This is a genomic window from Streptococcus sp. 27098_8_69, assembly GCF_041432445.1.
In the GTDB taxonomy this organism is placed as follows: Bacteria; Bacillota; Bacilli; order Lactobacillales; family Streptococcaceae; genus Streptococcus.
Window position 1 is genome coordinate 52,657 of the sequence record NZ_JAPVZO010000010.1, and the last position, 24,722, is coordinate 77,378.

Genomic DNA, 24,722 nt, shown 5'->3' on the forward strand with positions numbered 1-24,722 from the left:
AGAAATTTAAAATTTTAAGGAAATTTAGTTGACAAACGTAGATTTTGAGAGTATACTGATATTTGTAATTGACAAATGTAGATTTTGGAGGAGATGACAATGCAGATTTCGGATGCAGAATGGCAGGTCATGAAGATTATCTGGATGCAGGGGGAGCAGACTAGTACTGATCTGATAAAAGTATTAGAGAAAAGGTTCAGTTGGTCCAAATCCACTATCCAGACACTCTTGGCACGTTTGGTGGAAAAAGAATGTTTGACTCGGGAAAAGCAGGGCAAGTCCTTTATTTATTCAGCTCTGTTGACGCAGGAAGATAGTAGGAAGTTACTTGTCCAAGATATCAAAGATAAGCTTTGTTCTCGAAGGATTAAGCAGTTACTAGCTGATTTGATTGAAGAATGTGATTTTACCCTAGCTGACTTGGAAGGCTTGGAAGAAGTGATTGCTGAGAAAAAAGCAAGTGCTGTGGCAGAAGTAAGATGTAATTGTATGTAAAGGAGACGCTATGTTAAATCTATTTGTATCTATTATTGTTTTAGGAATGATTGCTTTTATCCTCTTTTGGTTTTTCAAAAAACCGCAAGAAGATGCTAAGAGAGCCCAACAAAAAAATGGCTATCAGGAAATTCGAGTGGAAGTCATGGGGGGCTACACTCCAGGAACCATTATCCTCAAAAAATCGCAACCTGCTCGCATTATTTTTGATCGAAAAGATCCTTCACCTTGCTTGGACCAAATCGTTTTTCCAGACTTTGGAGTGCATGCAGATCTGCCTATGGGAGACCAATATGTGGTTGAAATCACTCCTGAAGAAGCAGGTGAGTATGGTTTCTCTTGTGGCATGAATATGATGCACGGTAAGATGATTGTAGAATAGGAGAATGATATGACTGAAATTGTAAAAGCAAGTCTTGAAAATGGTGTTCAAAAAATCCGTATCACGGCAGACAAAGGCTACCATCCAGCCCACATTCAACTGCAAAAAGGGATTCCTGCTGAGATTACCTTTCATCGTGTGACACCTTCAAACTGTTATAAAGAAATTCTCTTCGAAGAAGAAGGGATCCTAGAACCAATCGCTCAAGATGAGGAAAAACTCATTCGTTTTACTCCTCAAGACCTAGGTGAGCATGAATTTTCATGCGGCATGAAGATGCAAAAGGGGACCTACACCGTTGTTGAAAAAACTAAAAAGTCTCTCAGTCTTTTACAGCGTTTTTGGATTACTAGTATCTTTACTGTGCCTCTTGTGATTCTCATGATTGGGATGTCTACAGGAGGAATTAGTCACCAAGTCATGCGTTGGGGCACCTTTTTAGCCACAACACCCATTATGCTGGTAGCTGGAGTTCCATATATCAGAAGCGCCTGGGCTAGTTTTAAAAAGCACAATTCCAACATGGATACCTTGGTTGCTCTGGGAACCCTAGTGGCCTATTTCTATAGCTTAGTTGCCCTCTTCACTGGTCTGCCCGTTTACTTTGAAAGTGCTGCATTTATCCTCTTCTTCATTCTTTTGGGAGCAGTTTTTGAGGAAAAAATGCGAAAAAATACTTCGCAGGCAGTCGAAAAATTATTAGACCTACAAGCAAAAACAGCAGAGGTTTTGCGTGATGATGTTTATGTTCAAATACCTCTAGAACAAGTCAAAGTTGGGGATCTCATTCGCGTTCGACCAGGTGAAAAAATTGCCGTTGATGGGATTGTCTTAGAAGGTGAAACGAGTATTGATGAATCAATGGTGACTGGGGAAAGTATTCCAGTCGATAAATCAGTTGGAGATGCTGTTATTGGGTCAACTATCAATAATAGTGGTACGATCATCTTTAGAGCTGAAAAAATAGGTTCCGAAACCATGTTGGCTCAGATTGTAGACTTTGTGAAGAAAGCGCAAACGAGTCGTGCTCCTATTCAAGATTTGACAGACAAGATTTCTGGGATTTTTGTACCAGCAGTTGTCATATTAGGACTCCTTACTTTTTGGATCTGGTTTGTTTTTCTTGGTGAAAGTTTTGTAACGTCGCTTCTCTATGGTGTTGCAGTCTTGATTATTGCCTGCCCTTGTGCTCTAGGACTTGCGACACCAACAGCCCTTATGGTTGGAACAGGACGAAGTGCCAAGATGGGGATTCTTCTCAAAAATGGTACAGTTTTACAGGAAATCCAAAAAGTCCAAACAGTTGTTTTTGATAAGACAGGAACCTTGACCGAAGGGAAGCCAGTAGTGACAGATGTTATTGGTGATGAAAGAGAAGTGCTAAGTTTGGCTGCTTCATTGGAAGATGTATCTCAACACCCGCTAGCTCAAGCTATTGTTAATCGTGCTTCTGAACTAGGAATTAGCCTTTACCCAGTGGAAAACTTCCAAGCCTTGCATGGAAAAGGTGTGACTGGGATTATTAATAGTAAACAAGTCTTGCTTGGGAATGCAAAACTCTTAGATGATCTTGCTATTCCACATGATTATCAAGAACGATTTGATTTGCTTGAGAAAGAAGCGAAAACAGTTGTCTTCTTATCAGTAGATGGTGAATTAAAAGGCTTAATTGCCTTGCAGGATGTCCCTAAGGAAAATGCCAAAGAAGCTATTGCTAAATTGAAAAAACGTGGTCTTAGAACGGTCATGCTTACCGGAGATAATGCTGGAGTAGCGCATGCGATTGCAGAGCAAATTGGAATCGAAGAAGTGATCGCAAATGTCTTGCCAGAGGAAAAGGCACATGAAATTCACAAGCTTCAAAAGAATGGCAAATTGGCCTTTGTCGGCGATGGCATCAATGATGCGCCGGCCCTCAGTGTAGCGGATGTCGGAATTGCCATGGGTTCTGGGACAGATATTGCCATTGAATCCGCAGACCTTGTCCTTACAACCAACAATTTATTAGGATTGGCACGTGCTTTTGATATGAGTAAGAAGACCTTTAATCGTATTCTACTCAATCTTTTCTGGGCTTCTATCTATAACCTCATTGGTATTCCGATTGCAGCAGGAGTATTTTCTGGTCTTGGTTTGGTACTCAATCCAGAACTTGCAGGATTAGCCATGGCCTTTAGTTCAGTCTCTGTTCTGATCAGCTCTCTGATGCTTAATTTTACTAAAGTCGATTAAAAAGGCGGTCTTAACCGCTTTTTTGCTATTCTAAAACAGATTTTCAAAACGTTTTCAAATTGTACTGTAATAGAGAATGAAAGTTTCTGAGCACATTCTTATGAAACTATAAGTAAATGTGATAAATTAGGAGTGTAAATTTACTGAATCGTTTTCAAAAAACATATAAAAGCGCTTTTATTATTCATCAAATTAACTTTTAAGGAGAGTTATCATTATGACTCAAGGGAAAATTACTGCATCAGCAGCAATGCTTAACGTATTGAAAACATGGGGCGTAGACACTATCTACGGTATCCCATCAGGAACACTCAGCTCACTTATGGACGCTTTGGCTGAAGACAAAGATATCCGTTTCTTGCAAGTTCGTCACGAAGAAACAGGTGCTCTTGCAGCGGTTATGCAGGCTAAATTTGGCGGATCTATCGGTGTTGCAGTTGGTTCAGGTGGTCCAGGTGCGACTCACTTGATCAACGGTGTTTACGATGCAGCTATGGATAACACTCCATTCCTCGCTATCCTTGGATCACGTCCTGTTAATGAACTCAACATGGATGCCTTCCAAGAATTGAACCAAAACCCAATGTACAACGGTATCGCTGTTTACAACAAACGTGTAGCTTACGCAGAGCAATTACCAAAAGTTATAGACGAAGCTTGCCGTGCTGCCGTTTCTAAAAAAGGTCCAGCCGTTGTTGAAATTCCAGTAAACTTTGGTTTCCAAGAAATCGACGAAAACTCATACTACGGTTCAGGTTCTTACGAGCGTTCATTCATCGCTCCTGCTTTGAATGAAGTTGAAATCGACAAAGCTGTTGAAATTTTGAACAACGCTGAACGTCCAGTTATCTACGCTGGTTACGGTGGTGTTAAAGCTGGTGAAGTAATCACTGAATTGTCACGTAAAATCAAAGCACCAATCATCACAACTGGTAAAAACTTTGAAGCGTTCGAATGGAACTACGAAGGTTTGACAGGTTCTGCTTACCGTGTTGGTTGGAAACCAGCCAACGAAGTGGTCTTTGAAGCAGACACAGTTCTTTTCCTTGGTTCAAACTTCCCATTTGCTGAAGTTTACCAAGCATTCAAAAACACTGAAAAATTCATCCAAGTGGATATCGACCCTTACAAACTTGGTAAACGCCACGCCCTTGACGCTTCAATCCTTGGTGATGCAGGTCAAGCAGCACAAGCTATCCTTGATAAAGTAAACCCAGTTGAATCTACTCCATGGTGGCGTGCAAACGTGAAGAACAACCAAAACTGGCGTGATTACATGAACAAACTCGAAGGTAAAACTGAGGGTGAATTGCAATTGTATCAAGTTTACAATGCAATCAACAAACATGCTGATCAAGACGCTATCTACTCAATCGACGTAGGTGACACTACTCAAACATCTACTCGTCACCTTCACATGACACCTAAGAACATGTGGCGTACATCTCCACTCTTTGCGACAATGGGTATTGCCCTTCCTGGTGGTATCGCTGCTAAGAAAGACAATCCAGATCGCCAAGTATGGAACATCATGGGTGACGGTGCATTCAACATGTGCTACCCAGACGTTATCACAAACGTTCAATACGACCTTCCAGTTATCAACGTTGTCTTCTCAAATGGTAAATATGCCTTCATCAAGGACAAATACGAAGACACAAACAAACACTTGTTTGGTTGTGACTTCCCTAATGCTGACTATGCGAAAATCGCTGAAGCGCAAGGTGCTGTAGGAATTACAGTTGACCGTATCGAAGACATCGATGCAGTTGTTGCAGAAGCTGTTAAATTGAACAAAGAAGGTAAGACAGTTGTGATCGATGCCCGCATCACACCACACCGTCCACTTCCAGTAGAAGTACTTGAATTGGATCCAAAACTTTACTCAGAAGAAGCTATCAAAGCCTTCAAGGAAAAATACGAAGCTGAAGAGCTTGTACCATTCCGCCTCTTCTTGGAAGAAGAAGGGTTGCAATCACGCGCAATCAAATAATTCTGCTCGTCGAAAATCAAATGTAAACTGCGTTATCTTCACCTTGCCGTACTCCAGTACTGCCTGCGGTTCGATGCCTTGTTTATTCTTTGATTTTCTTAGAGCAGAACTTGAAAAGATCGGAGAAATCCGGTCTTTTTATGGAGGATAGTAAATGAATTTAAATCAATTAGATATTATCGTTTCAGATGTTCCCCAAGTCTGTGCTGAACTGGAGCGTATCTTGGATAAGAAGGCAGACTATGTTGATGATGGTTTTGCTCAGTTCACGATTGGCAGTCACTGCCTCATGTTATCACAAAATTATTTGATACCTTTGGAAAATTTTCAGTCAGGAATCATTCTACACATTGAAGTTGAATATTTGGAACAGAATCAAAAGCGTGTGAAAGAATTAGGGATTGAGATTTTACATGGGCCAGTTGTAACTGATTGGGGAACAGAATCCCTGCTAGTAAGTGGCCCTGCTGGTCTAGTGATTGATTTTTATCGTATGAAATAAGTGAGATTAGTCATTTTAAGACAACCTTAATTATTCTTAATACAGAATGTGAGAATATGAACTATTGAAAGATCGGAGCAACCCGGTCTTTTTGTTTATTAAAGATTGCATATAAATATTTGACGGCGTTTTCTGAAAATCTTATAATAAAAATGTAATAATAGAAAATGTGACTGATATGGAAAGGAGAAATATTTTTTAAATAGTTGTAGTAAGAGGGATTTCTTATTTAGAAAGAGAATGATAAGGGCATTCAGTCCACTGCTCGACTTTATGGATCTGAGAAACTTTATAATATAGTCACATAATGGTCAATGAAACTTGAGATTAAAAGTATCTCAATATGTAGATATTAGGAGGAAAGATATGGAAAAAAAGGATATTTATCTAATCTGTGTGACCATGATTATCTGTTCAATTATTTTAGGAGTGATTATAGGAAGTTTTATTCTTCATGGTTTGGAAGATATTGCTGCAATAATTAGCCATGGCTTGCTGACAATCAATCAATCGATTAAGTAACAAGAGGTATTAAATTTCTTACATTTTGATGACTAAACATATCGGAGCCATCCGGTCTTTTTATCTTGTACGAGAGCAACAGCTACCTTAGAATAGGTTCAGTTTTTCATAAGATCTGGTAGGATTTTGGAAAGAGAAGGGGATAATGGTATACTAGAACTAGTAAAAAAAGCGAGGTAAAGTGATGAAAGATAAATTGCAATTTCCAGAAGGGTTCCTATGGGGTGGTGCAACCGCAGCTAATCAATGTGAGGGAGCTTATAATCTAGATGGTCGAGGTCTGGCTAACGTCGATGTGGTACCCATTGGACCTGACCGTGAAGCCATTATCACAGGTCAGAAAAAGATGTTTTCGTTTGAGGAGGGCTATTTTTACCCAGCTAAGGAAGCCATTGATATGTACCATCATTACAAGGAAGATATCGCTCTTTTTGCGGAGATGGGCTTTAAAACCTATCGACTTTCCATTGCTTGGACTCGGATTTTTCCTAAGGGAGATGAAGCAGAGCCAAATGAAGCTGGTTTAGCCTTTTATGAGGATTTGTTTAAGGAATGTCACAAGTATGGAATCCAACCGCTGGTGACCATCACGCATTTTGATTGTCCGATGCACTTAATTACGGAGTATGGTGGTTGGCGCAACCGTCGTATGTTGGACTTTTACGCAAATCTCTGTCGCACCCTTTTTACCCGTTACAAGGGCTTGGTTAAGTACTGGCTAACCTTCAACGAAATCAATATGATTTTGCATGCCCCCTTTTTAGGAGCAGGAATTTGTTTTGAAGAAGGAGAAAATCAAGAACAAATCAAATACCAAGCGGCTCACCATGAGTTGGTAGCCTCAGCTCTTGCGACTAAAATTGCCCACGAAATTGACCCAGAAAACAAGGTTGGATGTATGTTGGCAGCAGGGCAGTATTATCCTAACACAGCCCATCCGAGAGACTACTGGGCTGCTATGGAGGAAGATCGCAAGAGTTACTTTTTCATTGATGTTCAGGCGCGTGGGGAATACCCAAGCTACGCTAAGAAGCAGTGGGAGCGTGAAGGAATTGAGATTGAAATGACAGCAGAGGATTTGGTCTTGTTGAAGAATCATACTGTTGACTTTGTTTCCTTCTCTTACTATGCGAGCCGAGTGGCCTCAGGGGATCCAGAAGTGACGAATTTGACAGCAGGAAATGTCTTTGCCTCCATCAAAAATCCTTATCTAGAATCCTCAGAATGGGGGTGGCAGATTGACCCACTTGGGCTTCGAATCACCCTCAATGCCATCTGGGATCGTTACCAAAAGCCCATGTTCATCGTAGAAAATGGCCTCGGTGCTATTGATACACCGGATGAGAATGGTTATGTAGCAGATGACTATAGGATTGCTTATCTAGAGGCCCACATCAAGGCTATGCGAGATGCCATTTACCAAGATGGAGTAGACTTGCTTGGTTATACGACTTGGGGTTGTATCGATCTGGTTTCAGCTGGAACAGGCGAAATGAACAAGCGCTATGGCTTTATCTATGTTGATCGTGATAATGAAGGTCATGGAAGTCTCAAACGTAGCAAGAAGAAGTCCTTCTACTGGTACAAGGATGTCATTGCAAGTAATGGTGCAAGCATTGAGTAGAACACATTTATTCACTATTTTTATAAAATCTTCTCCCTTCTTTATAAGATAGAAAAAAGAGTTCAATTAGGACTCTTTTTTTGCTATAATGAGGGTGAAAAATCAGACAGGAGATGAAACATGTCAGAACCGTTATTTTTAAATTCCGTAATGCAAGAAAAAATTTGGGGTGGTACGAAACTTCGTGATGAGTTTGGCTACGACATCCCGAGCGAAAAGATTGGTGAGTATTGGGCCATCTCAGCTCATCCAAATGGAGTGTCTAAGGTAGCTAATGGCCGCTATCAAGGAACAGACCTCGCTACTTTGTATGTGGAACACCGTGAGTTATTTGGCGATCGTCCAGAGCCAGTATTTCCACTCTTGACCAAAATTCTTGATGCCAATGACTGGCTCAGTGTTCAAGTTCACCCAGATGATGCTTATGGACTAGAGCATGAAGGCGAACTTGGAAAGACAGAGTGCTGGTACATTATCGCTGCAGATGAGGGTTCAGAAATTATTTACGGCCATAATGCCAAATCAAAAGAAGAACTCCGCCAGCAAATCGAAGATAAAAACTGGGATGCCTTGCTTACCAAAGTGCCTGTTAAGGCAGGAGATTTCTTCTATGTACCAAGTGGAACCATGCATGCTATTGGAGCAGGTATCTTGATCCTTGAAACGCAACAGTCTAGTGATACAACCTACCGTGTCTATGACTTTGACCGCAAGGATGATAATGGTAACTTGCGCGAGCTTCATCTTGAAAAATCCATCGATGTTCTAAATATCGGAGAGCCTGCTAACAGCCGACCTGTAGCAGTCAAAGCAGATGACCTGCGTTCAACTCTCCTTGTATCCAATGAATTCTTCGCAGTTTACAAGTGGGAAATCACTGGAAAAGTTGACTTCGAAAAGACAGCTGACTATAGCTTGTTGAGTGTCTTAGCTGGTCAAGGGAAACTAACTGTGGACAGTAAAGATTATCCAATTCAAAAAGGTAGCCACTTTATCTTACCAAGTGATGTTGAAACTTGGACACTTGAAGGGCAAGATTTGGAATTGATTGTTAGCCATCCGTAAAAAGAAAGGACCTGAGTTCATTACTCAAGTCCTTTTTTATAGTTACATAAACTGGGCGATAAAGACCACGATGATAATGATTGGGATGATAAAACGAAGAAGAAAGAGCCAGACTTGGAAAAGTCCTTGTTTCCACGGTGTTTCATCAAGATGGAGTTCCTCCATAGCCAATGCTTTTTTGAAAATATAGCCTGTAAAGAGAGACAAGAAGAGAGCACCAAAGGGCATGAGGAGATTGGAAACCAAGAAGTCCATAGCATCAAAGAAGGTCTTCTCAAAGATTTGAACATCCGCCATGACACCGTAGGAAAGGGCTGAGGGGATACCAAATACAAAAGTTAAAACACCTAAAATCATACTCCACTTAGTACGTCTACGATTGTCTTGGTTGGTGATGTTGCCTACATTGATTTCCAGCATTACGACAGAAGAAGTGACTGTCGCAAAGAGGAAAAGCAATAGGAAAAGGATGTAGAAAATACTTCCAAAAGGCATCTTGTCAAAGAGTTGAGGCAAGACAATAAAGAGGAGACTTGGACCACCTTCAGACTGGATGTTAAAGGCTGACATAGCTGGGAAAATAGCTAATCCTGCCATGATGGATACAGAGATGTTCATGGCAACGATGGACATACCTGATTGGACTAGGTTGGTTTTCTTATCCAAGTAAGAAGCATAGGTCAACATGGCTGTAACCCCGAGAGATAAAGCAAAGAAAGATTGTCCCAGAGCATAGAGGAGTCCGGCGCTTGTCAGTTTTGAAAAGTCAGGTTTGAGGAAGTAAACCACACCCTCCATGGCATTAGGCAAGCTGAGAGAGCGCCCGATGATAATGACAAAGATGATAAAGAGCAGGGGCATCATGAACTTAGATGCTCTTTCAATCCCTTTTTGAACCCCTTTAGACACGATAAAGATGTTGAGGAAGATAAAAAGAGCTTGAGACCCAAGGGCAATCCAAGGATTTGAAATGATGTCTGTAAAGAGCTGGGCATAATCACTGCTAATCCCAACTTGGAAGGCTTTAGCAATAGCGATACCTAGATAGACTAAAACCCATCCCCCAATAACACTATAAAAGGATAAGAGGATGAAAAGGGCAAAGGCACCGATCCAACCGATAAAATTGTAGTTCTTGTTATCGCCCAATTTTCCAAAGGTTTTGATTGCTGACACGCCAGCGCTCCGCCCAAGGGCAAATTCAGCGAGCAAAAGTGGAAAACCAATTAAAATCGTTGAGATGAGAAAGACCAGTAAAAATCCTCCTCCACCATTGGCAGCAGTCATGTAAGGGAACTTCCAAACGGCCCCAAGACCAATAGCAGAACCTGCAGATGCAAGGATAAAGCCTAGCTTAGATCCCCATTGCGATTTTTCAGACATTGTTAAACTCCGATCTATTTTTTAAAATAAGAAAAGGCTACTTGAGTTGTCAAATAGCCTTCTCTCAATGGCTCTTTATGAGCTTTTTATTTGATTGATAGACTTGATTATCCTATCATGATTTTTGAAGTCTGTCAAGAAAATCAATTTTACGTTTTCATAATTCTTAAAAAAATACTTGACTCTCCCCAAAGGGGAGGGTATATACTAATTATGTGAGGAGGAAATCATGTACCATATCAAAGAAGCTGCGCAGCTTTCAGGCGTTTCTATCAAAACACTTTACCATTATGATAAGATAGGACTTTTGGTCCCATTAAAGTCAGAAAATGGTTATCGAATCTACAGCCAAGAGGATTTAGAACGACTTCAGGTTATCCTCTATTACAAGTATCTAGGCTTTTCTTTAGAAAAAATAGCAGAGCTATTGAAGGAAGAAAAGATGAACTTGTTACCACATTTGACGAGACAGTTGGATTACCTGACTCGAGAAAGACAACATTTGGATACCTTAATTTCAACCTTACAAAAAACCATTCAAGAACAAAAAGGAGAAATAAAAATGACCATTCAAGAAAAATTCACTGGATTTAGCTATCAAGATAATCAAAAATACCACCAAGAGGCAGTAGAGAAATATGGCCAAGAAGTCATGGACCAGGCTCTCGAGCGTCAAAAAGGACGAGAGGATGAAGCTACAACAGCCTTTAATCAAATCTTTCAAGCCTTGGCACAAAATCTACAATCTGGTCTGCCGATAACAGCATCTGAAAACCAAGAGGAAGCAGCCAAGCTCTTGCAAGCCATTCGTACCTATGGATTTGACTGCTCTATCGAGGTCTTTGGTCATATCGGAAAAGGCTATGCCTATAATCCAGAGTTTAAGGAAAACATTGATAAGTTTGGACAGGGAACAGCCCAATACACATCAGATGTTATTGCCCACTATGTAAGCACACAAACTCGATAAAACTCAAAGACTAAGCTATGACTGACAAATACAGTAACAGAATTTTATACTCTTCGAAAATCTCTTCCAACCACGTCAGCTTCACCTTGGATTATATATGTGACTGACTTCGTCAGTCTTTTCTACAACCTCAAAGCAGTGCTTTGAGCAACCTGCGGCTAGCTTTCTAGTTTGCTCTTTGATTTTCATTGAGTATTAGTAGTAGGACACAGACCTAGCTTGAAGATTAGATAAGATAAAATCGGCGGAGAGAGCTCTGCCGATTTACTGTTATTTGAGTTGGTAAGACCAGTCTTCCCCATCCTTATAGTAAAAAAACTCACTGAGATCTTCTTCAAGAAAAACACGAAGCATATCAGACATATCCTCAGTAGCTAGTTTAAGATGAGATAGATTTTCAAAATCCTCCCACCAGACTTTTCCTTCGTCTGAAGATTGGAGCTCACCAGTAAAGTGTTCTGTTTTGTAAAAGAGGACAACATAGCGATAATCTGCATCATCATACCAGTCTTTGATACCACAGAGTTGGGGTTTACAAATGGTCAGACCAGTTTCTTCCTTCACTTCACGAATGACAGCATCGACAAAGGACTCGCCACGTTCAACATGGCTGCCAGGAAAAGTAATGCCAGGCCAGTTAGGACTAACTCGGTCTTGGATCAGAACCTTGTCTCCATTTTTAATCAAGCACATATTGACAAATTCGACTGATTCTCTTCTGTTCATCTTATTTTTCCTATTTTGTTAGTAATTTTTCTACCACGTTTAACTTTCGCATGGTCAGATCAACGCCGAACAGCTTTTCGAGATAGTTGGTATTAAGCTTTTTTCGTTTTGCAGTTCTAGGGAGATAGAGGTAAAGACAATGGTTGCCGATACAAATTTCTTCTTCACCATAGTCAATATTCAATTTTTCTAATGGTAGACTTTGGATAGCATTCTGGAAAAGAATTATATGTATACGGTCATAAAGATAGTGTTCTCCAAACGGATTTTCTTGGACAATTTTTGTAAAATCACTCTTATTTTTAATGACCATTTTCAAGTCGGCTCCGATTTTTTCTTTTATTAGAGTATGGACTTGTTCTCGTATTTCTTCTATGGCTAAGTCGCTTTCAAGAATAATATTTCCACTTTGAATATAAGTTCGAACGTGTTGGAAACCAGCCTCTGTTAAGATATCTACCAGATAAGACATTTTAGGGATAGCATTTTGTCCATTCGGTGTAACACCTCTCAGTAAAATAATATGTTCCAAAATAGCTCCTTTCTTATCCAATATCTTTAGATACTATATCATTTATAGTTCTAGTTTGAGCCTGCCACCCAACCGGTGCAGAGGGCGGAAGTGATGTTAAATCCCCCCGTATGGGCATTGATATCTAGTACCTCACCAGCAAAGTGGAGTCCAGGTACTAGCTTACTTTCCAGCGTTTTAGGATTGATTCCCTTGAGACTAACCCCCCCTTTAGTTACAAAAGATTTTGCTAGCGACATCTTTCCAGTCACAGGGATTTTAAGTGCCTTGATGGACTGGACAAGTTGGTCGCGTTCTCTTTCAGTTAGCTGTTTGACTTTTTCAGGATATCCTTGGACAAAAAATTCTGCCAAGCGTTCAGGGAGCAAGGCTTTTAAGGCATTTTTCAAGGATTTCTCACGGTTTTCTTCTAGAAAGTCTACTAAGTCACCTTCTGAAAGTTGTGGCAAGACATCTAGTGAAAGGACTTCCCCACCCTTGACAAAGCTAGACATGCGTAGTGCAGCAGGTCCTGACAAACCAAAGTGGGTAAAGAGCAAATCATGAGTGATGACGTGCTTACCATAGCTTAGGGTTACATCGTCTAGGGAAATTCCCTGCAAGGCCTTATGCGGGAAATCAGTCAACAATGGGCTTTCAGCAGCTTCGAGTTCGGTAATAGTGTGTTTGAAATGGCGGGCGATTTCGTGACCAAAACCAGTAGAGCCAGTAGAAGGATAGGATTTTCCACCAGTTGTGACGATGAGTTTATCACAAGTGAAAGTCTGGTCTGCGGACTTAAGGACAAACTGGTCGTCTATTTTTTTAACAGAAACAATCTCTGTTTGAGTAGCAACCTGCCCACCAAGTTCAATAATTTTCTTTTCCAGTGCTTCGATAATGGTCCGAGATTTGTCACTGGCTGGAAAGACGCGGCCATGGTCTTCGACCTTGAGTTTTACGCCATTTTCAGTAAAAAAGTTGATGATATCATGGTTATCAAACTGGGAAAAGACACTGTATAGAAAGCGGCCATTTCCAGGGATGCCAGCTAATAGGTCATCTAGAGTTCCATTGTTGGTCACATTGCAGCGACCACCACCAGTACCCGCTAATTTTTTTCCAAGTTTTCGATTTTTTTCAATGAGGAGGGTTTTCTGCCCATAAAAGCTACTGGAAATGGTAGCCATCATACCAGCCGGGCCTCCCCCAATTACAATAGTGTCAAAATGTTTCATAAAAGTATTGTACCATAAAAAAACAAGAGATGATAAGTCATCTCCTGTTTGATTTATTAGTCAATTTCATATCCCATGAGGAGTCCACCTTCTTCTGCATAAAAACTGCAGAGTCCAGAGGTTGGGATAATCTTGATTTCAGCTTGTGGGAATTTTTCACGCAAGAGTTCTGAGAGTTGTTGGCAGAATTTATCATTACTGCGGTGAGCCATGACGATACGCCCACCAGTGTAGCCAGCCTTGATTAACTCTTCATAAGCAGCTTGGAGGGACTTCTTAGCACCACGAGCCTTTTGTAGGAGTTCCAAGGTTCCAGTTTCACTTGCTTCCCCGACCATACGAATATTAAGGAGACCAACGACTGTACCGATCAGCTTACTCAAGCGACCATTCTTAACGAGGTTATCAACCTTAGCGAGGACGAATAGTAACTTAGTTTTTTCTTGGTAAGCAGTAATAGCTTTAACCACTTCTTCAAAAGAAAGTCCTTGGTCAATCAAATCATTGATTTTCTCTACGATTAGATCAACTTCCCCACCAGCAGACAAGCTGTCAATAACATGAATCTGAGTATCAGGATGTTCTTCGAGATAGAGGTTCTTAGCTAATTGAGCGCTGTTTTGACTACCAGAAAGAGTTCCGGTAATGGTCACTACAAAAATATGTTTGGCACCTTCAAATGCTCGCAAGTAATCATCAGGGCTAGGACAAGCTGATTTTGAAGCTTCAGAAGTTGCATACATGGTTTCCATCATTTTGTCAATATCAAGACTAGCATCGTCAATAAAGACTTGATCAGCTACTTGAATGGTTAAGGGAACACTGATAAATTCAGTATCAATTGCTGGATTTGCCAGTTGACGATAATCACAACCAGAATCAGCTACAATCTTCCAAGCCATAGAAATTCTCCATCTTTATCACTTATACATTGACAAAGGTTCTGTCTTTTTTTACAATTATATCATGAAAAATCTTAAAACAAAAGTCTCGTCACTCTGTTGTCACAAGTAGAAAGGAAGTGTTATGGCCGAACGAAGAATTTCTGAAAATTCACTTGAAAATCTCAGAAAAACAAACAAAGAATCCAATTTACTGACCAGAGAAGCTATCGAAACAGCTCTTTTGCAACTTTTGGAGAAAAAGGAGTTGACAAAGATTAGCATTTCCGAATTAGTAAAACGAGCTGGGGTCTCCCGTGCAGCCTTTTATCGAAACTATGACTCCAAAGAAGAGATTTTAGAAAGCGTCTTTAAACGCAGTGTCCATAATATCATGGAGCAGCTGAGTCATTATGATGTCAAAACGGATCTCTATCTGGTTTGGGTTCATCTCTTTCGTAAAGCCAGAAAAGAAGCCAAGGTTATTCAGCTTGCCTTGGACTACCACTTGGAAAAAATCTTTGTGCAAGCCATGCAAGAGTTTTTAGAAAAATACTATGGAAAATCAAAAGGAGTCAGCTCTTACCTGCATTCTTTTTGGAGTTCTGCCATCGTATCAGTTTTGCTTAAATGGATCAAGGATGGGATGAAAGTTCCTGCTGAAAAAATCGCAGATTTACGCCTACCATTTTTCAAAAAATAGATCAGGAGGAGAGAAGTTATGACAGAAAAAAGACTGGCTTGGGATGAGTATTTTGCTGCTCAAGCCCTATTGATTGCCAATCGTTCAACTTGTAAACGCGCTAAGGTAGGAGCTGTTTTAGTCAAGGATAATAAGGTTATTTCAACAGGTTATAATGGCTCTGTATCAGGAACGGAGCATTGTATTGACCATGACTGTTTGGTGATTGAGGGCCACTGTGTCCGCACTCTTCATGCTGAGGTGAATGCTATTTTACAAGGAGCCGAACGTGGCGTTCCAAAAGGATTTACAGCTTACGTTACTCATTTTCCTTGTCTCAACTGCACCAAGCAATTACTTCAGGTAGGTTGTGAACGTGTCGTTTATATTAACCAGTACCGTATGGACGACTACGCCCAGTATCTCTATCGTGAAAAAGGGACCGAGTTGACCCATTTACCACTTGAGACAGTACAAGCAGCTCTTCAAGAAGCTAACTTGATTTAAAAATTTAAAAAAAAAGATGGTTTAGAAGGATTTTTAGACCATTTTTTGGTATAATAAGAAGAATAAATTGAAAGAAGGAATTCAGAAAATGGGAAAACTTGAAGTCATTAATCATCCACTCATTCAACACAAATTGTCAATCTTGCGTCGTACAGACACTTCTACAAAAGCTTTTCGTGAATTAGTAGATGAAATTGCTATGTTGATGGGATATGAAGTACTTCGTGATCTTCCGCTTGAAGACGTTGAAATCGAAACACCTATCACAAAAACAGTTCAAAAACAATTGGCTGGTAAAAAATTGGCAATTGTTCCAATCTTGCGTGCAGGTATCGGGATGGTCGATGGGCTATTGAGCTTGGTTCCAGCAGCCAAAGTTGGACATATTGGTATGTACCGTGACGAAGAAACTCTTCAACCAGTAGAATACTTGGTTAAATTACCTGAAGATATCGACCAACGTCAAATTTTTGTGGTTGACCCTATGCTTGCAACAGGTGGTTCTGCAATCTTGGCTGTTGATTCCCTCAAAAAACGTGGAGCATCAAACATCAAATTTGTCTGCCTTGTATCTGCTCCAGAAGGTGTAAAAGCTCTTCAAGAAGCTCACCCAGATGTAGAAATCTTTACAGCAGCTTTGGATGAACGCTTGAACGAACATGGCTATATCGTTCCAGGTCTTGGAGATGCAGGTGACCGCTTGTTCGGTACTAAGTAAAATTCTAAGCATAAACTAAAACTGTTCATTGGTTTTAGTCTCGAAAGGAGGTTGAATTTTTGTGTCTGTCTTTAGAATAGAGCAAAAATTTGACCTTTTTTGACCAAAAAGATATAATAGACCTGTATTGAGTCGTTTGACTAAGAAAAATTGAAATCAGAAGGAGAACTGAATGATTCCTGTAGTTATTGAACAAACAAGTCGTGGAGAACGTTCATATGACATTTACTCACGTCTTTTAAAAGATCGTATCATCATGTTGACTGGACCAGTCGAAGACAATATGGCAAACTCAGTTATCGCCCAATTGCTTTTCTTGGATGCCCAAGATAGTACAAAAGATATTTACCTTTATGTGAATACTCCAGGTGGTTCTGTATCAGCTGGTTTGGCAATCGTTGATACTATGAACTTTATCAAGGCAGATGTCCAAACCATTGTTATGGGGATGGCTGCTTCAATGGGAACAATTATTGCCTCAAGTGGAGCAAAGGGCAAACGTTTCATGCTCCCGAATGCAGAATACATGATTCACCAACCGATGGGTGGTACAGGTGGTGGTACACAGCAAACAGATATGGCCATTGCTGCTGAACACTTGCTTAAAACTCGTAAGACTTTGGAGCAAATTCTTGCAGATAATTCTGGTAAATCAGTTGAGCAAATCCATGCAGATGCTGAACGTGATTACTGGATGAGCGCTCAAGAAACACTTGAATATGGTTTTATTGATGAAATCATGGCTAATAATTCTTTGAATTAATCTTTTGAAGCAAACTCGACTGAGTTTGCTTTTTTTGATATAATAGTAAGAAGATTATTAGAAGGAAGTTGTAATATGTTTCAAAAAGAGAATCGGTCTGGTCTGATTATCTACCTATACTATAATCGTGATGCAAAAAAACTCGATCATTATGGTGATATTTGTTACCACTCTAAAAAACACCGTTATCTGCAACTGTATGTCCCAACAGAAGAAGTGGAAGAACTGGTTAGCCGTTTAGGAAAAGAGAGATTTATCAAAAAAGTGCGACGATGTCATATCCAAGAATTGGAAACTCCCTTTGTTGGTAGTCTCTACAGAAATAACGAAAACGTTATCATGTAAAAATTTAGATAAATGTGTTGACAATTTTCTGATAATTCGGTATATTCTTAACATGCTATTTATTTAAGAAATAAGGAGACAAAAACATGAAGAAAAAATTTGCCTTATCACTTGTAGCTCTTGCAAGTGTAGCTGTTTTAGCAGCTTGTGGAGAAGTGAAGACAGGAGCTTCAAATTCGACTGGTAACCCAGTGGATGAGAAAGTCGTTAAAATCGGTTTCAACTTTGAAGAAACTGGTGCTGTAGCATCTTACGGTACATCTGAGCAAAAGGGTGCTCAACTTGCAGTTGATGAAATCAACGCAGCAGGTGGTATCGATGGAAAACAGATCGAAGTAGTAGACAAAGATAACAAATCTGAAACTGCTGAAGCTGCTTCAGTTTCAACAAACCTTGTGACTCAATCTAAAGTAGCAGCAATCGTAGGACCTGCAACTTCAGGTGCAACTGCAGCAGCAGTAGCAAATGCTACACAAGCTGGGGTTCCATTGATTTCTCCAAGTGCTACTCAAGATGGTTTGACAAAAGGTCAAGATTTCCTTTTCATCGGAACATTCCAAGATAGCTTCCAAGGGAAAATTATTTCTAACTATGTTACAAACAAGTTGAACGCTAAGAAAGTTGTCTTGTATACTGATAACTCAAGCGACTACGCTAAAGGAATTGCAAAATCATTCCGTGATTCATTCTCAGGCGAAATCGTAGCAGATGAAACGTTTGTATCAGGTGACACTGACTTCCAAGCAGCTTTGACAAAAATCAAAGATAAAGACTTTGATGCAATCGTATTGCCAGGTTACTACACAGAAGCTGGTAAGATTGTAAACCAAGCTCGTGGTATGGGAATTGATAAACCAATCATTGGTGGTGATGGATTCAACGGTGCAGAGTTTGTTCAACAAGCAACAGCTGAACGCGCATCAAATATCTACTTCATCTCAGGTTTCTCAACTACTGTAGAGGTTTCAGCAAAAGCAAAAGCCTTCCTTGAAGCTTACCGTGCAAAATACAACGAAGATCCTTCAACATTTGCAGCTCTTGCTTATGACTCAGTTTACCTTGTAGCTAATGCAGCAAAAGGTGCAAAAACTTCAGTTGATATCAAGAACAATCTTGCTAAAACACAAAACTTTGAAGGTGTTACAGGTCAAACAAGCTTTGATGCAGATCACAACACTGTGAAAACAGCCTTCATGATGACCATGAATAATGGTAAAGTAGAAGCGGCAGAAGTCGTAAAACCATAATTATAGATACAGGAAATGGGGAATGAGCTTTTACTCACTCCCTGTTTCGGTGTTTATGAAAGGATTATTTTTTATAAAAATCCTAAAAAATAAAACTTAGAAAGAGTGAACCATATGCTTCAACAACTTGTCAATGGTCTAATCTTGGGGAGTGTCTATGCGCTGCTAGCCCTAGGTTATACTATGGTTTATGGAATTATCAAGCTCATTAACTTTGCCCACGGTGATATTTATATGATGGGTGCTTTCATGGGTTATTTCTTGATTAATTCCTTGCAATTAAATTTCTTTGTAGCCTTGATCTTATCGATGATCGGAACGGCAATTCTCGGTGTTATCATTGAGTTTCTTGCTTATCGTCCATTACGTCATTCAACTCGTATCTCTGTATTGATTACAGCCATCGGGGTTTCCTTCTTACTGGAGTATGGGATGGTCTATCTGGTAGGCGCCAATACACGTGCCTTCCCTCAAGCAATCCAAACAGTTCGTTATGACTTGGGACCAATTAGTCTAACAAATATTCAATTGTTGATTTTGACTGTCTCACTTGTTTTGATGGTTCTTCTACAACTCATCGTGCAAAAAACCAAAATGGGGAAAGCCATGCGTGCCGTTTCTGTAGATAGTGATGCTGCTCAGCTGATGGGGATTAACGTGAACCGTACAATCAGTTTTACCTTTGCATTGGGTTCAGCTCTAGCTGGTGCAGCGGGTGTCTTGATTGCACTTTACTATAACTCTCTTGAACCATTGATGGGAATGACTCCAGGTATTAAATCATTTGTGGCTGCCGTTCTTGGTGGTATCGGAATCATCCCTGGTGCAGCTCTGGGTGGCTTTGTTATTGGTCTTTTGGAGACATTTGCTACCGCCTTCGGAATGTCAGATTTCCGTGATGCCATCGTGTATGGAATCTTGCTCTTAATCTTGATTGTTCGTCCAGCTGGTATCCTCGGTAAGAATGTGAAAGAGAAGGTGTAAACAATGAAAGAAAATTTAAAAGTTAATATTCTATGGTTATTCCTTTTGTTGCTTGGATATGGTTTGATTAGCCTATTGGTTTCAGTAGGAGTCTTGAACCTTTTCCATATTCAGATTATTGAACAAATCGGTATCAATATTATTCTAGCAGTAGGTCTTAACCTAATCGTTGGGTTCTCTGGTCAGTTTTCACTTGGACATGCTGGATTTATGGCTATTGGTGCCTATGCAGCAGCCATTATCGGATCAAAATCTCCAACCTATGGTGCATTCTTTGGAGCTATGTTGCTCGGTGCCATTATTGCTGGTTTGGTTGCCTTGATCGTTGGAATTCCTACCCTACGTTTGAAAGGGGATTATCTCGCGGTTGCGACACTTGGTGTTGCTGAAATTATTCGTATCTTCATTATTAATGGTGGAAGCCTTACAAACGGTGCTGCTGGTATTTTGGGGATTCCTAACTTTACAACCTGGCAAATGGTATATTTCTTTGCTGTGATTACAACGATTGCCACTCTTAATTTCCTTCGCAGTCCTATCGGACGTTTAACCTTATCAGTTCGTGAAGATGAGATTGCTGCTGAGTCAGTAGGGGTAAATACTACAAAAATTAAAATCATTGCTTTTGTTTTTGGTGCTGTTACTGCAAGTATCGCAGGTACTCTTCAGTCAGGATTTATTGGATCAGTCGTACCAAAAGATTATACGTTTATCAACTCTATCAATGTCTTGATTATCGTTGTGTTCGGTGGTTTAGGTTCCATTACAGGGGCAATTGTTGCGGCAATCGTGCTTGGAATCTTGAACATGCTCCTTCAAGACGTAGCCAGCGTTCGTATGATTATCTATGCTTTGGCCTTAGTACTCGTTATGATCTTCAGACCAGGTGGTCTTCTTGGGACTTGGGAATTGAGCCTATCACGTCTCTTTAAAAGAGGTAAGAAGGAGGGACAAAACTAATGGCATTACTTGAAGTGAAAAATTTAACCAAACATTTTGGTGGTCTGACAGCCGTTGGGGATGTCACTCTTGAATTGAACGAAGGTGAACTTGTTGGTTTGATTGGGCCGAATGGTGCTGGGAAAACAACCCTCTTCAACTTGTTGACAGGTGTTTATGAACCAAGCGAAGGGACAGTAACCTTGGATGGTCACTTGTTAAATGGCAAGCAACCCTATAAAATCGCTTCTCTTGGTTTAGGGCGTACCTTCCAAAATATCCGCCTTTTCAAGGACTTGACAGTTTTGGATAACGTTCTGATTGCATTTAGTAATCATCATAAACAACATGTTTTTGCAAGTTTCTTGCGCTTACCAGCTTTTTATAAGAATGAAAAAGAATTGAAAGCTAAAGCCTTAGAATTACTCAAAATCTTTGATTTGGATGGAGATGCTGAAACTCTAGCTAAAAATTTAGCCTATGGTCAACAACGTCGCTTAGAGATTGTTCGTGCTCTTGCTACAGAACCTAAAATCCTCTTCTTGGATGAGCCTGCAGCGGGTATGAATCCACAAGAAACTGCAGAATTGACTGAATTGATTCGTCGCATCAAGGATGAATTCAAGATTACTATCATGCTGATTGAACATGATATGAACTTGGTTATGGAAGTTACGGAGCGTATCTATGTTCTTGAGTACGGTCGTTTGATTGCACACGGGACACCAGATGAAATCAAGAGTAATAAACGTGTTATCGAAGCTTATCTAGGAGGTGAAGCCTAATGTCTATGTTAAAAGTTGAAAACCTCTCAGTACACTATGGTATGATTCAAGCTGTACGTGATGTGAGCTTTGAAGTAAATGAAGGAGAAGTTGTTTCCCTTATCGGTGCAAACGGTGCTGGTAAAACAACCATCCTTCGTACCTTATCAGGCCTTGTTCGTCCAAGTTCTGGTCGGATTGAATTTTTAGGACAAGAAATCCAAAAGATGCCCGCACAAAAAATTGTGGCATCAGGACTTTCTCAAGTACCAGAAGGACGTCACGTCTTCCCTGGTTTGACAGTTATGGAAAACTTGGAAATGGGAGCCTTCCTTAAGAAAAATCGTGAAGAAAATCAAGCAAATCTGAAAAAAGTATTTTCACGTTTCCCGCGTTTAGAAGAACGTAAAAACCAGGATGCAGCTACCCTATCAGGTGGTGAACAGCAGATGCTTGCTATGGGACGTGCGCTTATGTCAACACCTAAACTTCTTCTCTTAGATGAACCATCAATGGGACTTGCTCCAATTTTCATCCAAGAAATTTTTGATATCATCCAAGATATTCAAAAACAAGGTACAACTGTTCTTTTGATCGAGCAAAATGCCAATAAGGCACTTGCCATCGCAGATCGAGGCTATGTTCTTGAAACAGGAAAGATTGTCCTATCAGGAACAGGTAAAGAACTCGCAGCATCAGACGAAGTCAGAAAAGCATATCTAGGTGGCTAAAAAGGTCTGGGGGACCTTTTTAGTCGGCGGATAAGGATTACGTAGTAATCTTCGCATAGTCTGGGAGACTAGTTTAGGTTGCGAATAAGGATTGCGCCAGCAATCCACATTAGTCCGTGGGACCTTTTTAGTCGGCGGATAGAGATTGCTTGGCAATCATCAGAACCAGTGGATTGTGTTAGTGCGCGGGAAAGATTACCAAACAAATTACATAATCATAAGATTGAGGGCTCTAATCTAGGGCTCTTTTTATAGTATTTCAGAGTTTTCAGAATCTTGAAAAAGAGATGAAAGCGTTTGATTGATTTTCGTAAAAAGTGTATAATAAAGCTATAAACATAAAGGAGAGTTCCTATGGCAGTTAAAGATTTTATGACACGAAAGGTCGTATATATTAGCCCAGATACGACTGTAGCACATGCAGCAGACTTGATGCGCGAACAAGGTTTGCATCGTCTTCCTGTTATTGAAAATGATAAATTAGTTGGTCTAGTAACAGAAGGAACAATTGCTGAAACCAGTCCGTCAAAAGCAACGAGTCTTTCAATTTTCGAGATGAATTACTTGCTCAATAAAACAAAAGTAAAGGACGTCATGATTCGTGATGTTGTAACTGTCTCAGGTTATGCAAGTTTGGAAGATGCAACCTACCTTATGCTGAAAAATAAGATTGGAATCTTGCCAGTTATCGATAATGGACAAGTCTATGGTGTCATTACTGACCGTGATGTATTCAGAGCATTTCTTGAAATTTCTGGTTATGGCGAAGAGGGAATCCGTGTTCGTTTTATCACAGAAAATGAAGTTGGGGTACTTGGTAAGATTGTTTCTTTAATCGTTGAGGAAAATCTAAATATTTCTCATACTGTTAATATTCCACGTAAAGATGGTAAGATTGTTATCGAAGTTCAAATTGAGGGAACGGTTGATCTAGCTAACTTTAAACAGAAATTTGAATCTGAGAATATTCAGGTTGAAGAAATTACACAAACTTTAGCAAAAAAACTGTAAAAAATAAAATAGAAGCAGTTTTTACTTGCTAAAAAAATTTTTTTCTAGTATAATAATTTATTGTGAGCAAACCTCACTTACCCCTTGCAATGTCTTGGGGTCATTAGACCAAAAGGAGGAACATATCAATGGCTAAATACGAAATTCTTTATATCATTCGTCCAAACATTGAAGAAGAAGCGAAAAACGCTTTGGTAGCACGTTTTGACTCTATCTTGACTGACAACGGTGCAACTGTTGTTGAATCAAAAACATGGGAAAAACGTCGTCTTGCATACGAAATCCAAGATTTCCGCGAAGGACTTTACCACATCGTTAACGTTGAAGCAAACGATGATGCAGCTCTTAAAGAGTTTGACCGTCTTTCAAAAATCAACGCTGACATTCTTCGTCACATGATCGTCAAAACTGACGCGTAAGAAGGTAGATTATGATTAACAATGTTGTACTTGTAGGGCGTATGACTCGTGACGCTGAGTTGCGTTATACCCCATCAAATGTAGCAGTTGCGACTTTTACTCTTGCAGTAAACCGTACATTTAAGAGTCAAAATGGCGAACGTGAGGCTGATTTTATCAATGTCGTTATGTGGCGTCAACAGGCTGAGAACCTTGCTAACTGGGCTAAAAAAGGCTCACTTATCGGGGTGACAGGTCGTATTCAGACTCGTAGTTACGATAACCAGCAAGGACAACGTGTCTACGTGACGGAAGTCGTGGCTGAGAATTTCCAAATGTTGGAAAGCCGTAGTGTGCGTGAAGGACATACTGGTGGAGCTTATTCTGCACCAAGTTCAAACTATTCAGCACCTACTCAATCAGTGCCTGACTTTTCACGTGATGAAAATCCATTCGGAACAACGAATCCTTTGGATATTTCAGATGATGATTTACCATTCTAATGGACAATTAATACTATAAAGGAGAAAAAAACATGGCTCAACAACGTCGTGGCGGATTCAAACGCCGTAAAAAAGTTGATTACATCGCAGCAAACAAAATTGAATATGTTGATTACAAAGATACTGAGCTTCTTAGCCGTTTCGTTTCAGAACGTGGGAAAATCCTTCCTCGTCGTGTAACAGGAACTTCAGCTAAAAACCAACGTAAAGTAACAACAGCTATCAAACGCGCTCGCGTAATGGCTTTGATGCCTTTCGTAAACGAAGATTAAAGAAAAGACCCCGACGGGTCTTTTTTTCACGAGCATAGAAATGTGAAAGCGAGTTGAGGTCCGGGGGACCTCTTTTTCATGAGCTTGAAAATAAGAAAGCGAATTAAGACCCCGAGTGGGTCTTTTTTTCACGAGCATAGAAATGTGAAAGCGAGTTGAGGTCCGGGTGGACCTCTTTTTCATGAGCATGAAAACAAGAAAGCGAATTAAGACCCCGACGGGTCTTTTTTTCACGAGCTTTGAAATGAGAGAGCGAGTTTGAGTCCGAGTGGCCCTCTTTTTCATGAGCTTGAAAATAAGAAAGCGAATTAAGACCCTGGAGCCCACTGAAAAA

Annotated in this window: 29 protein-coding genes; 23 read left to right on the forward strand and 6 right to left on the reverse strand. The window is 40.2% G+C overall.

Features of this window, described 5'->3' with window-relative positions:
• Positions 1–99: 99 nt before the first annotated feature.
• The 8 genes from O3658_RS05035 (at position 100) to manA (ending at position 8,815) form a co-directional block, all read left to right on the forward strand.
• On the forward strand, positions 100–495 hold the full coding sequence (locus tag O3658_RS05035) for a CopY/TcrY family copper transport repressor (protein WP_371559728.1): 396 nt from the start codon (positions 100–102) through the stop codon (positions 493–495).
• Positions 496–505: 10 nt separating this feature from the next.
• Positions 506–877, forward strand: coding sequence for a cupredoxin domain-containing protein (locus O3658_RS05040; RefSeq protein WP_049549376.1), 372 nt, complete (start codon positions 506–508; stop codon positions 875–877).
• Positions 878–886: 9 nt separating this feature from the next.
• Positions 887–3,109: a heavy metal translocating P-type ATPase gene (locus O3658_RS05045; protein WP_371559730.1), complete on the forward strand. Its 2,223-nt coding sequence runs from the start codon at positions 887–889 to the stop codon at positions 3,107–3,109.
• A 217-nt stretch (positions 3,110–3,326) separates the two neighbouring features.
• Entirely contained in the window at positions 3,327–5,102 is a 1,776-nt protein-coding gene (gene spxB / locus O3658_RS05050; RefSeq protein ID WP_371559732.1) for a pyruvate oxidase, read from the forward strand.
• A gap of 154 nt (positions 5,103–5,256) precedes the next feature.
• Positions 5,257–5,604: a VOC family protein gene (locus O3658_RS05055; protein ID WP_371559733.1), complete on the forward strand. Its 348-nt coding sequence runs from the start codon at positions 5,257–5,259 to the stop codon at positions 5,602–5,604.
• Between the two features lie 366 nt (positions 5,605–5,970).
• Positions 5,971–6,126: a hypothetical protein gene (locus tag O3658_RS05060; RefSeq protein WP_371559735.1), complete on the forward strand. Its 156-nt coding sequence runs from the start codon at positions 5,971–5,973 to the stop codon at positions 6,124–6,126.
• A gap of 184 nt (positions 6,127–6,310) precedes the next feature.
• Positions 6,311–7,750: a 6-phospho-beta-glucosidase gene (locus O3658_RS05065; protein ID WP_371559736.1), complete on the forward strand. Its 1,440-nt coding sequence runs from the start codon at positions 6,311–6,313 to the stop codon at positions 7,748–7,750.
• A gap of 120 nt (positions 7,751–7,870) precedes the next feature.
• Positions 7,871–8,815, forward strand: a complete 945-nt coding sequence (gene manA / locus O3658_RS05070; RefSeq protein WP_371559738.1) for a mannose-6-phosphate isomerase, class I — start codon at positions 7,871–7,873, stop codon at positions 8,813–8,815.
• Between the two features lie 42 nt (positions 8,816–8,857).
• Here the strand turns inward: manA and O3658_RS05075 are convergent, their stop codons facing one another.
• Entirely contained in the window at positions 8,858–10,198 is a 1,341-nt protein-coding gene (locus O3658_RS05075; protein ID WP_371559739.1) for a sodium-dependent transporter, read from the reverse strand.
• 229 nt (positions 10,199–10,427) lie between these two features.
• Here O3658_RS05075 and O3658_RS05080 point away from each other — a divergent pair, with 229 nt between their 5' ends.
• A complete protein-coding gene (locus O3658_RS05080; protein ID WP_371559741.1) occupies positions 10,428–11,168 on the forward strand; it encodes a MerR family transcriptional regulator in 741 nt (246 codons plus the stop codon).
• Positions 11,169–11,438: 270 nt separating this feature from the next.
• Here O3658_RS05080 and O3658_RS05085 read toward each other — a convergent pair whose 3' ends face one another.
• From O3658_RS05085 to O3658_RS05100, 4 genes are read right to left on the reverse strand one after another with little or no spacing between them, the layout of a single operon-like run.
• A complete protein-coding gene (locus tag O3658_RS05085; protein WP_371559743.1) occupies positions 11,439–11,894 on the reverse strand; it encodes an 8-oxo-dGTP diphosphatase in 456 nt (151 codons plus the stop codon).
• A gap of 10 nt (positions 11,895–11,904) precedes the next feature.
• Positions 11,905–12,426 (reverse strand): DUF1697 domain-containing protein, encoded by a 522-nt coding sequence (locus O3658_RS05090; RefSeq protein ID WP_000400057.1) that lies wholly within the window; start codon positions 12,424–12,426, stop codon positions 11,905–11,907.
• A 50-nt stretch (positions 12,427–12,476) separates the two neighbouring features.
• Positions 12,477–13,643 carry an NAD(P)/FAD-dependent oxidoreductase gene (locus O3658_RS05095; RefSeq protein ID WP_371559746.1) on the reverse strand — a complete coding sequence of 389 codons (1,167 nt, stop codon included), beginning with the start codon at positions 13,641–13,643 and terminating at the stop codon, positions 12,477–12,479.
• 56 nt (positions 13,644–13,699) lie between these two features.
• Positions 13,700–14,545: a DegV family protein gene (locus O3658_RS05100; protein ID WP_371559748.1), complete on the reverse strand. Its 846-nt coding sequence runs from the start codon at positions 14,543–14,545 to the stop codon at positions 13,700–13,702.
• A 124-nt stretch (positions 14,546–14,669) separates the two neighbouring features.
• Here O3658_RS05100 and O3658_RS05105 point away from each other — a divergent pair, with 124 nt between their 5' ends.
• From O3658_RS05105 to rpsR, 14 genes are all read left to right on the forward strand, one after another.
• Positions 14,670–15,227, forward strand: coding sequence for a TetR/AcrR family transcriptional regulator (locus O3658_RS05105; RefSeq protein ID WP_371559749.1), 558 nt, complete (start codon positions 14,670–14,672; stop codon positions 15,225–15,227).
• 18 nt (positions 15,228–15,245) lie between these two features.
• Positions 15,246–15,713 carry a deaminase gene (locus O3658_RS05110; RefSeq protein ID WP_000136981.1) on the forward strand — a complete coding sequence of 156 codons (468 nt, stop codon included), beginning with the start codon at positions 15,246–15,248 and terminating at the stop codon, positions 15,711–15,713.
• Positions 15,714–15,801: 88 nt separating this feature from the next.
• Entirely contained in the window at positions 15,802–16,431 is a 630-nt protein-coding gene (gene upp, locus O3658_RS05115; RefSeq protein WP_000517029.1) for a uracil phosphoribosyltransferase, read from the forward strand.
• A gap of 172 nt (positions 16,432–16,603) precedes the next feature.
• Complete coding sequence (gene clpP / locus O3658_RS05120) at positions 16,604–17,194, forward strand: ATP-dependent Clp protease proteolytic subunit ClpP (protein ID WP_000613459.1); 591 nt, start codon at positions 16,604–16,606, stop codon at positions 17,192–17,194.
• 75 nt (positions 17,195–17,269) lie between these two features.
• Positions 17,270–17,539 carry a YlbG family protein gene (locus tag O3658_RS05125; protein WP_371559751.1) on the forward strand — a complete coding sequence of 90 codons (270 nt, stop codon included), beginning with the start codon at positions 17,270–17,272 and terminating at the stop codon, positions 17,537–17,539.
• Positions 17,540–17,625: 86 nt separating this feature from the next.
• Complete coding sequence (locus O3658_RS05130) at positions 17,626–18,786, forward strand: ABC transporter substrate-binding protein (protein ID WP_281334786.1); 1,161 nt, start codon at positions 17,626–17,628, stop codon at positions 18,784–18,786.
• A gap of 114 nt (positions 18,787–18,900) precedes the next feature.
• Positions 18,901–19,770 (forward strand): branched-chain amino acid ABC transporter permease, encoded by an 870-nt coding sequence (locus O3658_RS05135; protein WP_000941435.1) that lies wholly within the window; start codon positions 18,901–18,903, stop codon positions 19,768–19,770.
• Positions 19,771–19,773: 3 nt separating this feature from the next.
• The gene (locus O3658_RS05140; protein ID WP_371559753.1) at positions 19,774–20,730 is read left to right on the forward strand and encodes a branched-chain amino acid ABC transporter permease; all 957 of its coding nucleotides are present in this window, start codon (positions 19,774–19,776) and stop codon (positions 20,728–20,730) included.
• Entirely contained in the window at positions 20,730–21,494 is a 765-nt protein-coding gene (locus tag O3658_RS05145) for an ABC transporter ATP-binding protein (RefSeq protein ID WP_001185990.1), read from the forward strand. Before O3658_RS05140 ends, O3658_RS05145 begins: the two co-directional genes overlap by 1 nt.
• Positions 21,494–22,204, forward strand: coding sequence for an ABC transporter ATP-binding protein (locus O3658_RS05150; protein ID WP_000062228.1), 711 nt, complete (start codon positions 21,494–21,496; stop codon positions 22,202–22,204). Before O3658_RS05145 ends, O3658_RS05150 begins: the two co-directional genes overlap by 1 nt.
• 354 nt (positions 22,205–22,558) lie before the next feature.
• Positions 22,559–23,215, forward strand: a complete 657-nt coding sequence (locus tag O3658_RS05155; protein WP_371559756.1) for a CBS domain-containing protein — start codon at positions 22,559–22,561, stop codon at positions 23,213–23,215.
• A gap of 128 nt (positions 23,216–23,343) precedes the next feature.
• Positions 23,344–23,634 (forward strand): 30S ribosomal protein S6, encoded by a 291-nt coding sequence (gene rpsF / locus O3658_RS05160; protein WP_001151786.1) that lies wholly within the window; start codon positions 23,344–23,346, stop codon positions 23,632–23,634.
• Positions 23,635–23,645: 11 nt separating this feature from the next.
• Positions 23,646–24,116, forward strand: coding sequence for a single-stranded DNA-binding protein SsbA (gene ssbA, locus O3658_RS05165; RefSeq protein WP_000609604.1), 471 nt, complete (start codon positions 23,646–23,648; stop codon positions 24,114–24,116).
• A gap of 32 nt (positions 24,117–24,148) precedes the next feature.
• Positions 24,149–24,388, forward strand: coding sequence for a 30S ribosomal protein S18 (gene rpsR, locus O3658_RS05170; protein ID WP_000068664.1), 240 nt, complete (start codon positions 24,149–24,151; stop codon positions 24,386–24,388).
• Between the two features lie 103 nt (positions 24,389–24,491).
• Here the strand turns inward: rpsR and O3658_RS05175 are convergent.
• Positions 24,492–24,722 (reverse strand): hypothetical protein (locus O3658_RS05175; RefSeq protein ID WP_371559762.1); only part of this gene is annotated, 231 nt, incomplete at its 5' end.

What these genes read in the sequence shown, in the direction of transcription:
- manA (WP_371559738.1), top strand. Translation starts at nt 7,871, where the DNA reads ATGTCAGAACCGTTATTTTTAAATTCCGTAATGCAAGAAAAAATTTGG.
- O3658_RS05140 (WP_371559753.1), top strand. Translation starts at nt 19,774, where the DNA reads ATGAAAGAAAATTTAAAAGTTAATATTCTATGGTTATTCCTTTTGTTG.
- O3658_RS05105 (WP_371559749.1), top strand. Translation starts at nt 14,670, where the DNA reads ATGGCCGAACGAAGAATTTCTGAAAATTCACTTGAAAATCTCAGAAAA.
- spxB (WP_371559732.1), top strand. Translation starts at nt 3,327, where the DNA reads ATGACTCAAGGGAAAATTACTGCATCAGCAGCAATGCTTAACGTATTG.
- O3658_RS05035 (WP_371559728.1), top strand. Translation starts at nt 100, where the DNA reads ATGCAGATTTCGGATGCAGAATGGCAGGTCATGAAGATTATCTGGATG.
- O3658_RS05075 (WP_371559739.1), bottom strand. Translation starts at nt 10,198, where the DNA reads ATGTCTGAAAAATCGCAATGGGGATCTAAGCTAGGCTTTATCCTTGCA.
- O3658_RS05040 (WP_049549376.1), top strand. Translation starts at nt 506, where the DNA reads ATGTTAAATCTATTTGTATCTATTATTGTTTTAGGAATGATTGCTTTT.
- O3658_RS05060 (WP_371559735.1), top strand. Translation starts at nt 5,971, where the DNA reads ATGGAAAAAAAGGATATTTATCTAATCTGTGTGACCATGATTATCTGT.
- O3658_RS05065 (WP_371559736.1), top strand. Translation starts at nt 6,311, where the DNA reads ATGAAAGATAAATTGCAATTTCCAGAAGGGTTCCTATGGGGTGGTGCA.
- O3658_RS05095 (WP_371559746.1), bottom strand. Translation starts at nt 13,643, where the DNA reads ATGAAACATTTTGACACTATTGTAATTGGGGGAGGCCCGGCTGGTATG.
- O3658_RS05135 (WP_000941435.1), top strand. Translation starts at nt 18,901, where the DNA reads ATGCTTCAACAACTTGTCAATGGTCTAATCTTGGGGAGTGTCTATGCG.
- O3658_RS05055 (WP_371559733.1), top strand. Translation starts at nt 5,257, where the DNA reads ATGAATTTAAATCAATTAGATATTATCGTTTCAGATGTTCCCCAAGTC.
- rpsR (WP_000068664.1), top strand. Translation starts at nt 24,149, where the DNA reads ATGGCTCAACAACGTCGTGGCGGATTCAAACGCCGTAAAAAAGTTGAT.
- O3658_RS05150 (WP_000062228.1), top strand. Translation starts at nt 21,494, where the DNA reads ATGTCTATGTTAAAAGTTGAAAACCTCTCAGTACACTATGGTATGATT.
- O3658_RS05125 (WP_371559751.1), top strand. Translation starts at nt 17,270, where the DNA reads ATGTTTCAAAAAGAGAATCGGTCTGGTCTGATTATCTACCTATACTAT.
- O3658_RS05145 (WP_001185990.1), top strand. Translation starts at nt 20,730, where the DNA reads ATGGCATTACTTGAAGTGAAAAATTTAACCAAACATTTTGGTGGTCTG.
- upp (WP_000517029.1), top strand. Translation starts at nt 15,802, where the DNA reads ATGGGAAAACTTGAAGTCATTAATCATCCACTCATTCAACACAAATTG.
- O3658_RS05100 (WP_371559748.1), bottom strand. Translation starts at nt 14,545, where the DNA reads ATGGCTTGGAAGATTGTAGCTGATTCTGGTTGTGATTATCGTCAACTG.
- O3658_RS05155 (WP_371559756.1), top strand. Translation starts at nt 22,559, where the DNA reads ATGGCAGTTAAAGATTTTATGACACGAAAGGTCGTATATATTAGCCCA.
- ssbA (WP_000609604.1), top strand. Translation starts at nt 23,646, where the DNA reads ATGATTAACAATGTTGTACTTGTAGGGCGTATGACTCGTGACGCTGAG.
- O3658_RS05130 (WP_281334786.1), top strand. Translation starts at nt 17,626, where the DNA reads ATGAAGAAAAAATTTGCCTTATCACTTGTAGCTCTTGCAAGTGTAGCT.
- O3658_RS05045 (WP_371559730.1), top strand. Translation starts at nt 887, where the DNA reads ATGACTGAAATTGTAAAAGCAAGTCTTGAAAATGGTGTTCAAAAAATC.
- O3658_RS05110 (WP_000136981.1), top strand. Translation starts at nt 15,246, where the DNA reads ATGACAGAAAAAAGACTGGCTTGGGATGAGTATTTTGCTGCTCAAGCC.
- O3658_RS05080 (WP_371559741.1), top strand. Translation starts at nt 10,428, where the DNA reads ATGTACCATATCAAAGAAGCTGCGCAGCTTTCAGGCGTTTCTATCAAA.
- O3658_RS05085 (WP_371559743.1), bottom strand. Translation starts at nt 11,894, where the DNA reads ATGAACAGAAGAGAATCAGTCGAATTTGTCAATATGTGCTTGATTAAA.
- clpP (WP_000613459.1), top strand. Translation starts at nt 16,604, where the DNA reads ATGATTCCTGTAGTTATTGAACAAACAAGTCGTGGAGAACGTTCATAT.
- rpsF (WP_001151786.1), top strand. Translation starts at nt 23,344, where the DNA reads ATGGCTAAATACGAAATTCTTTATATCATTCGTCCAAACATTGAAGAA.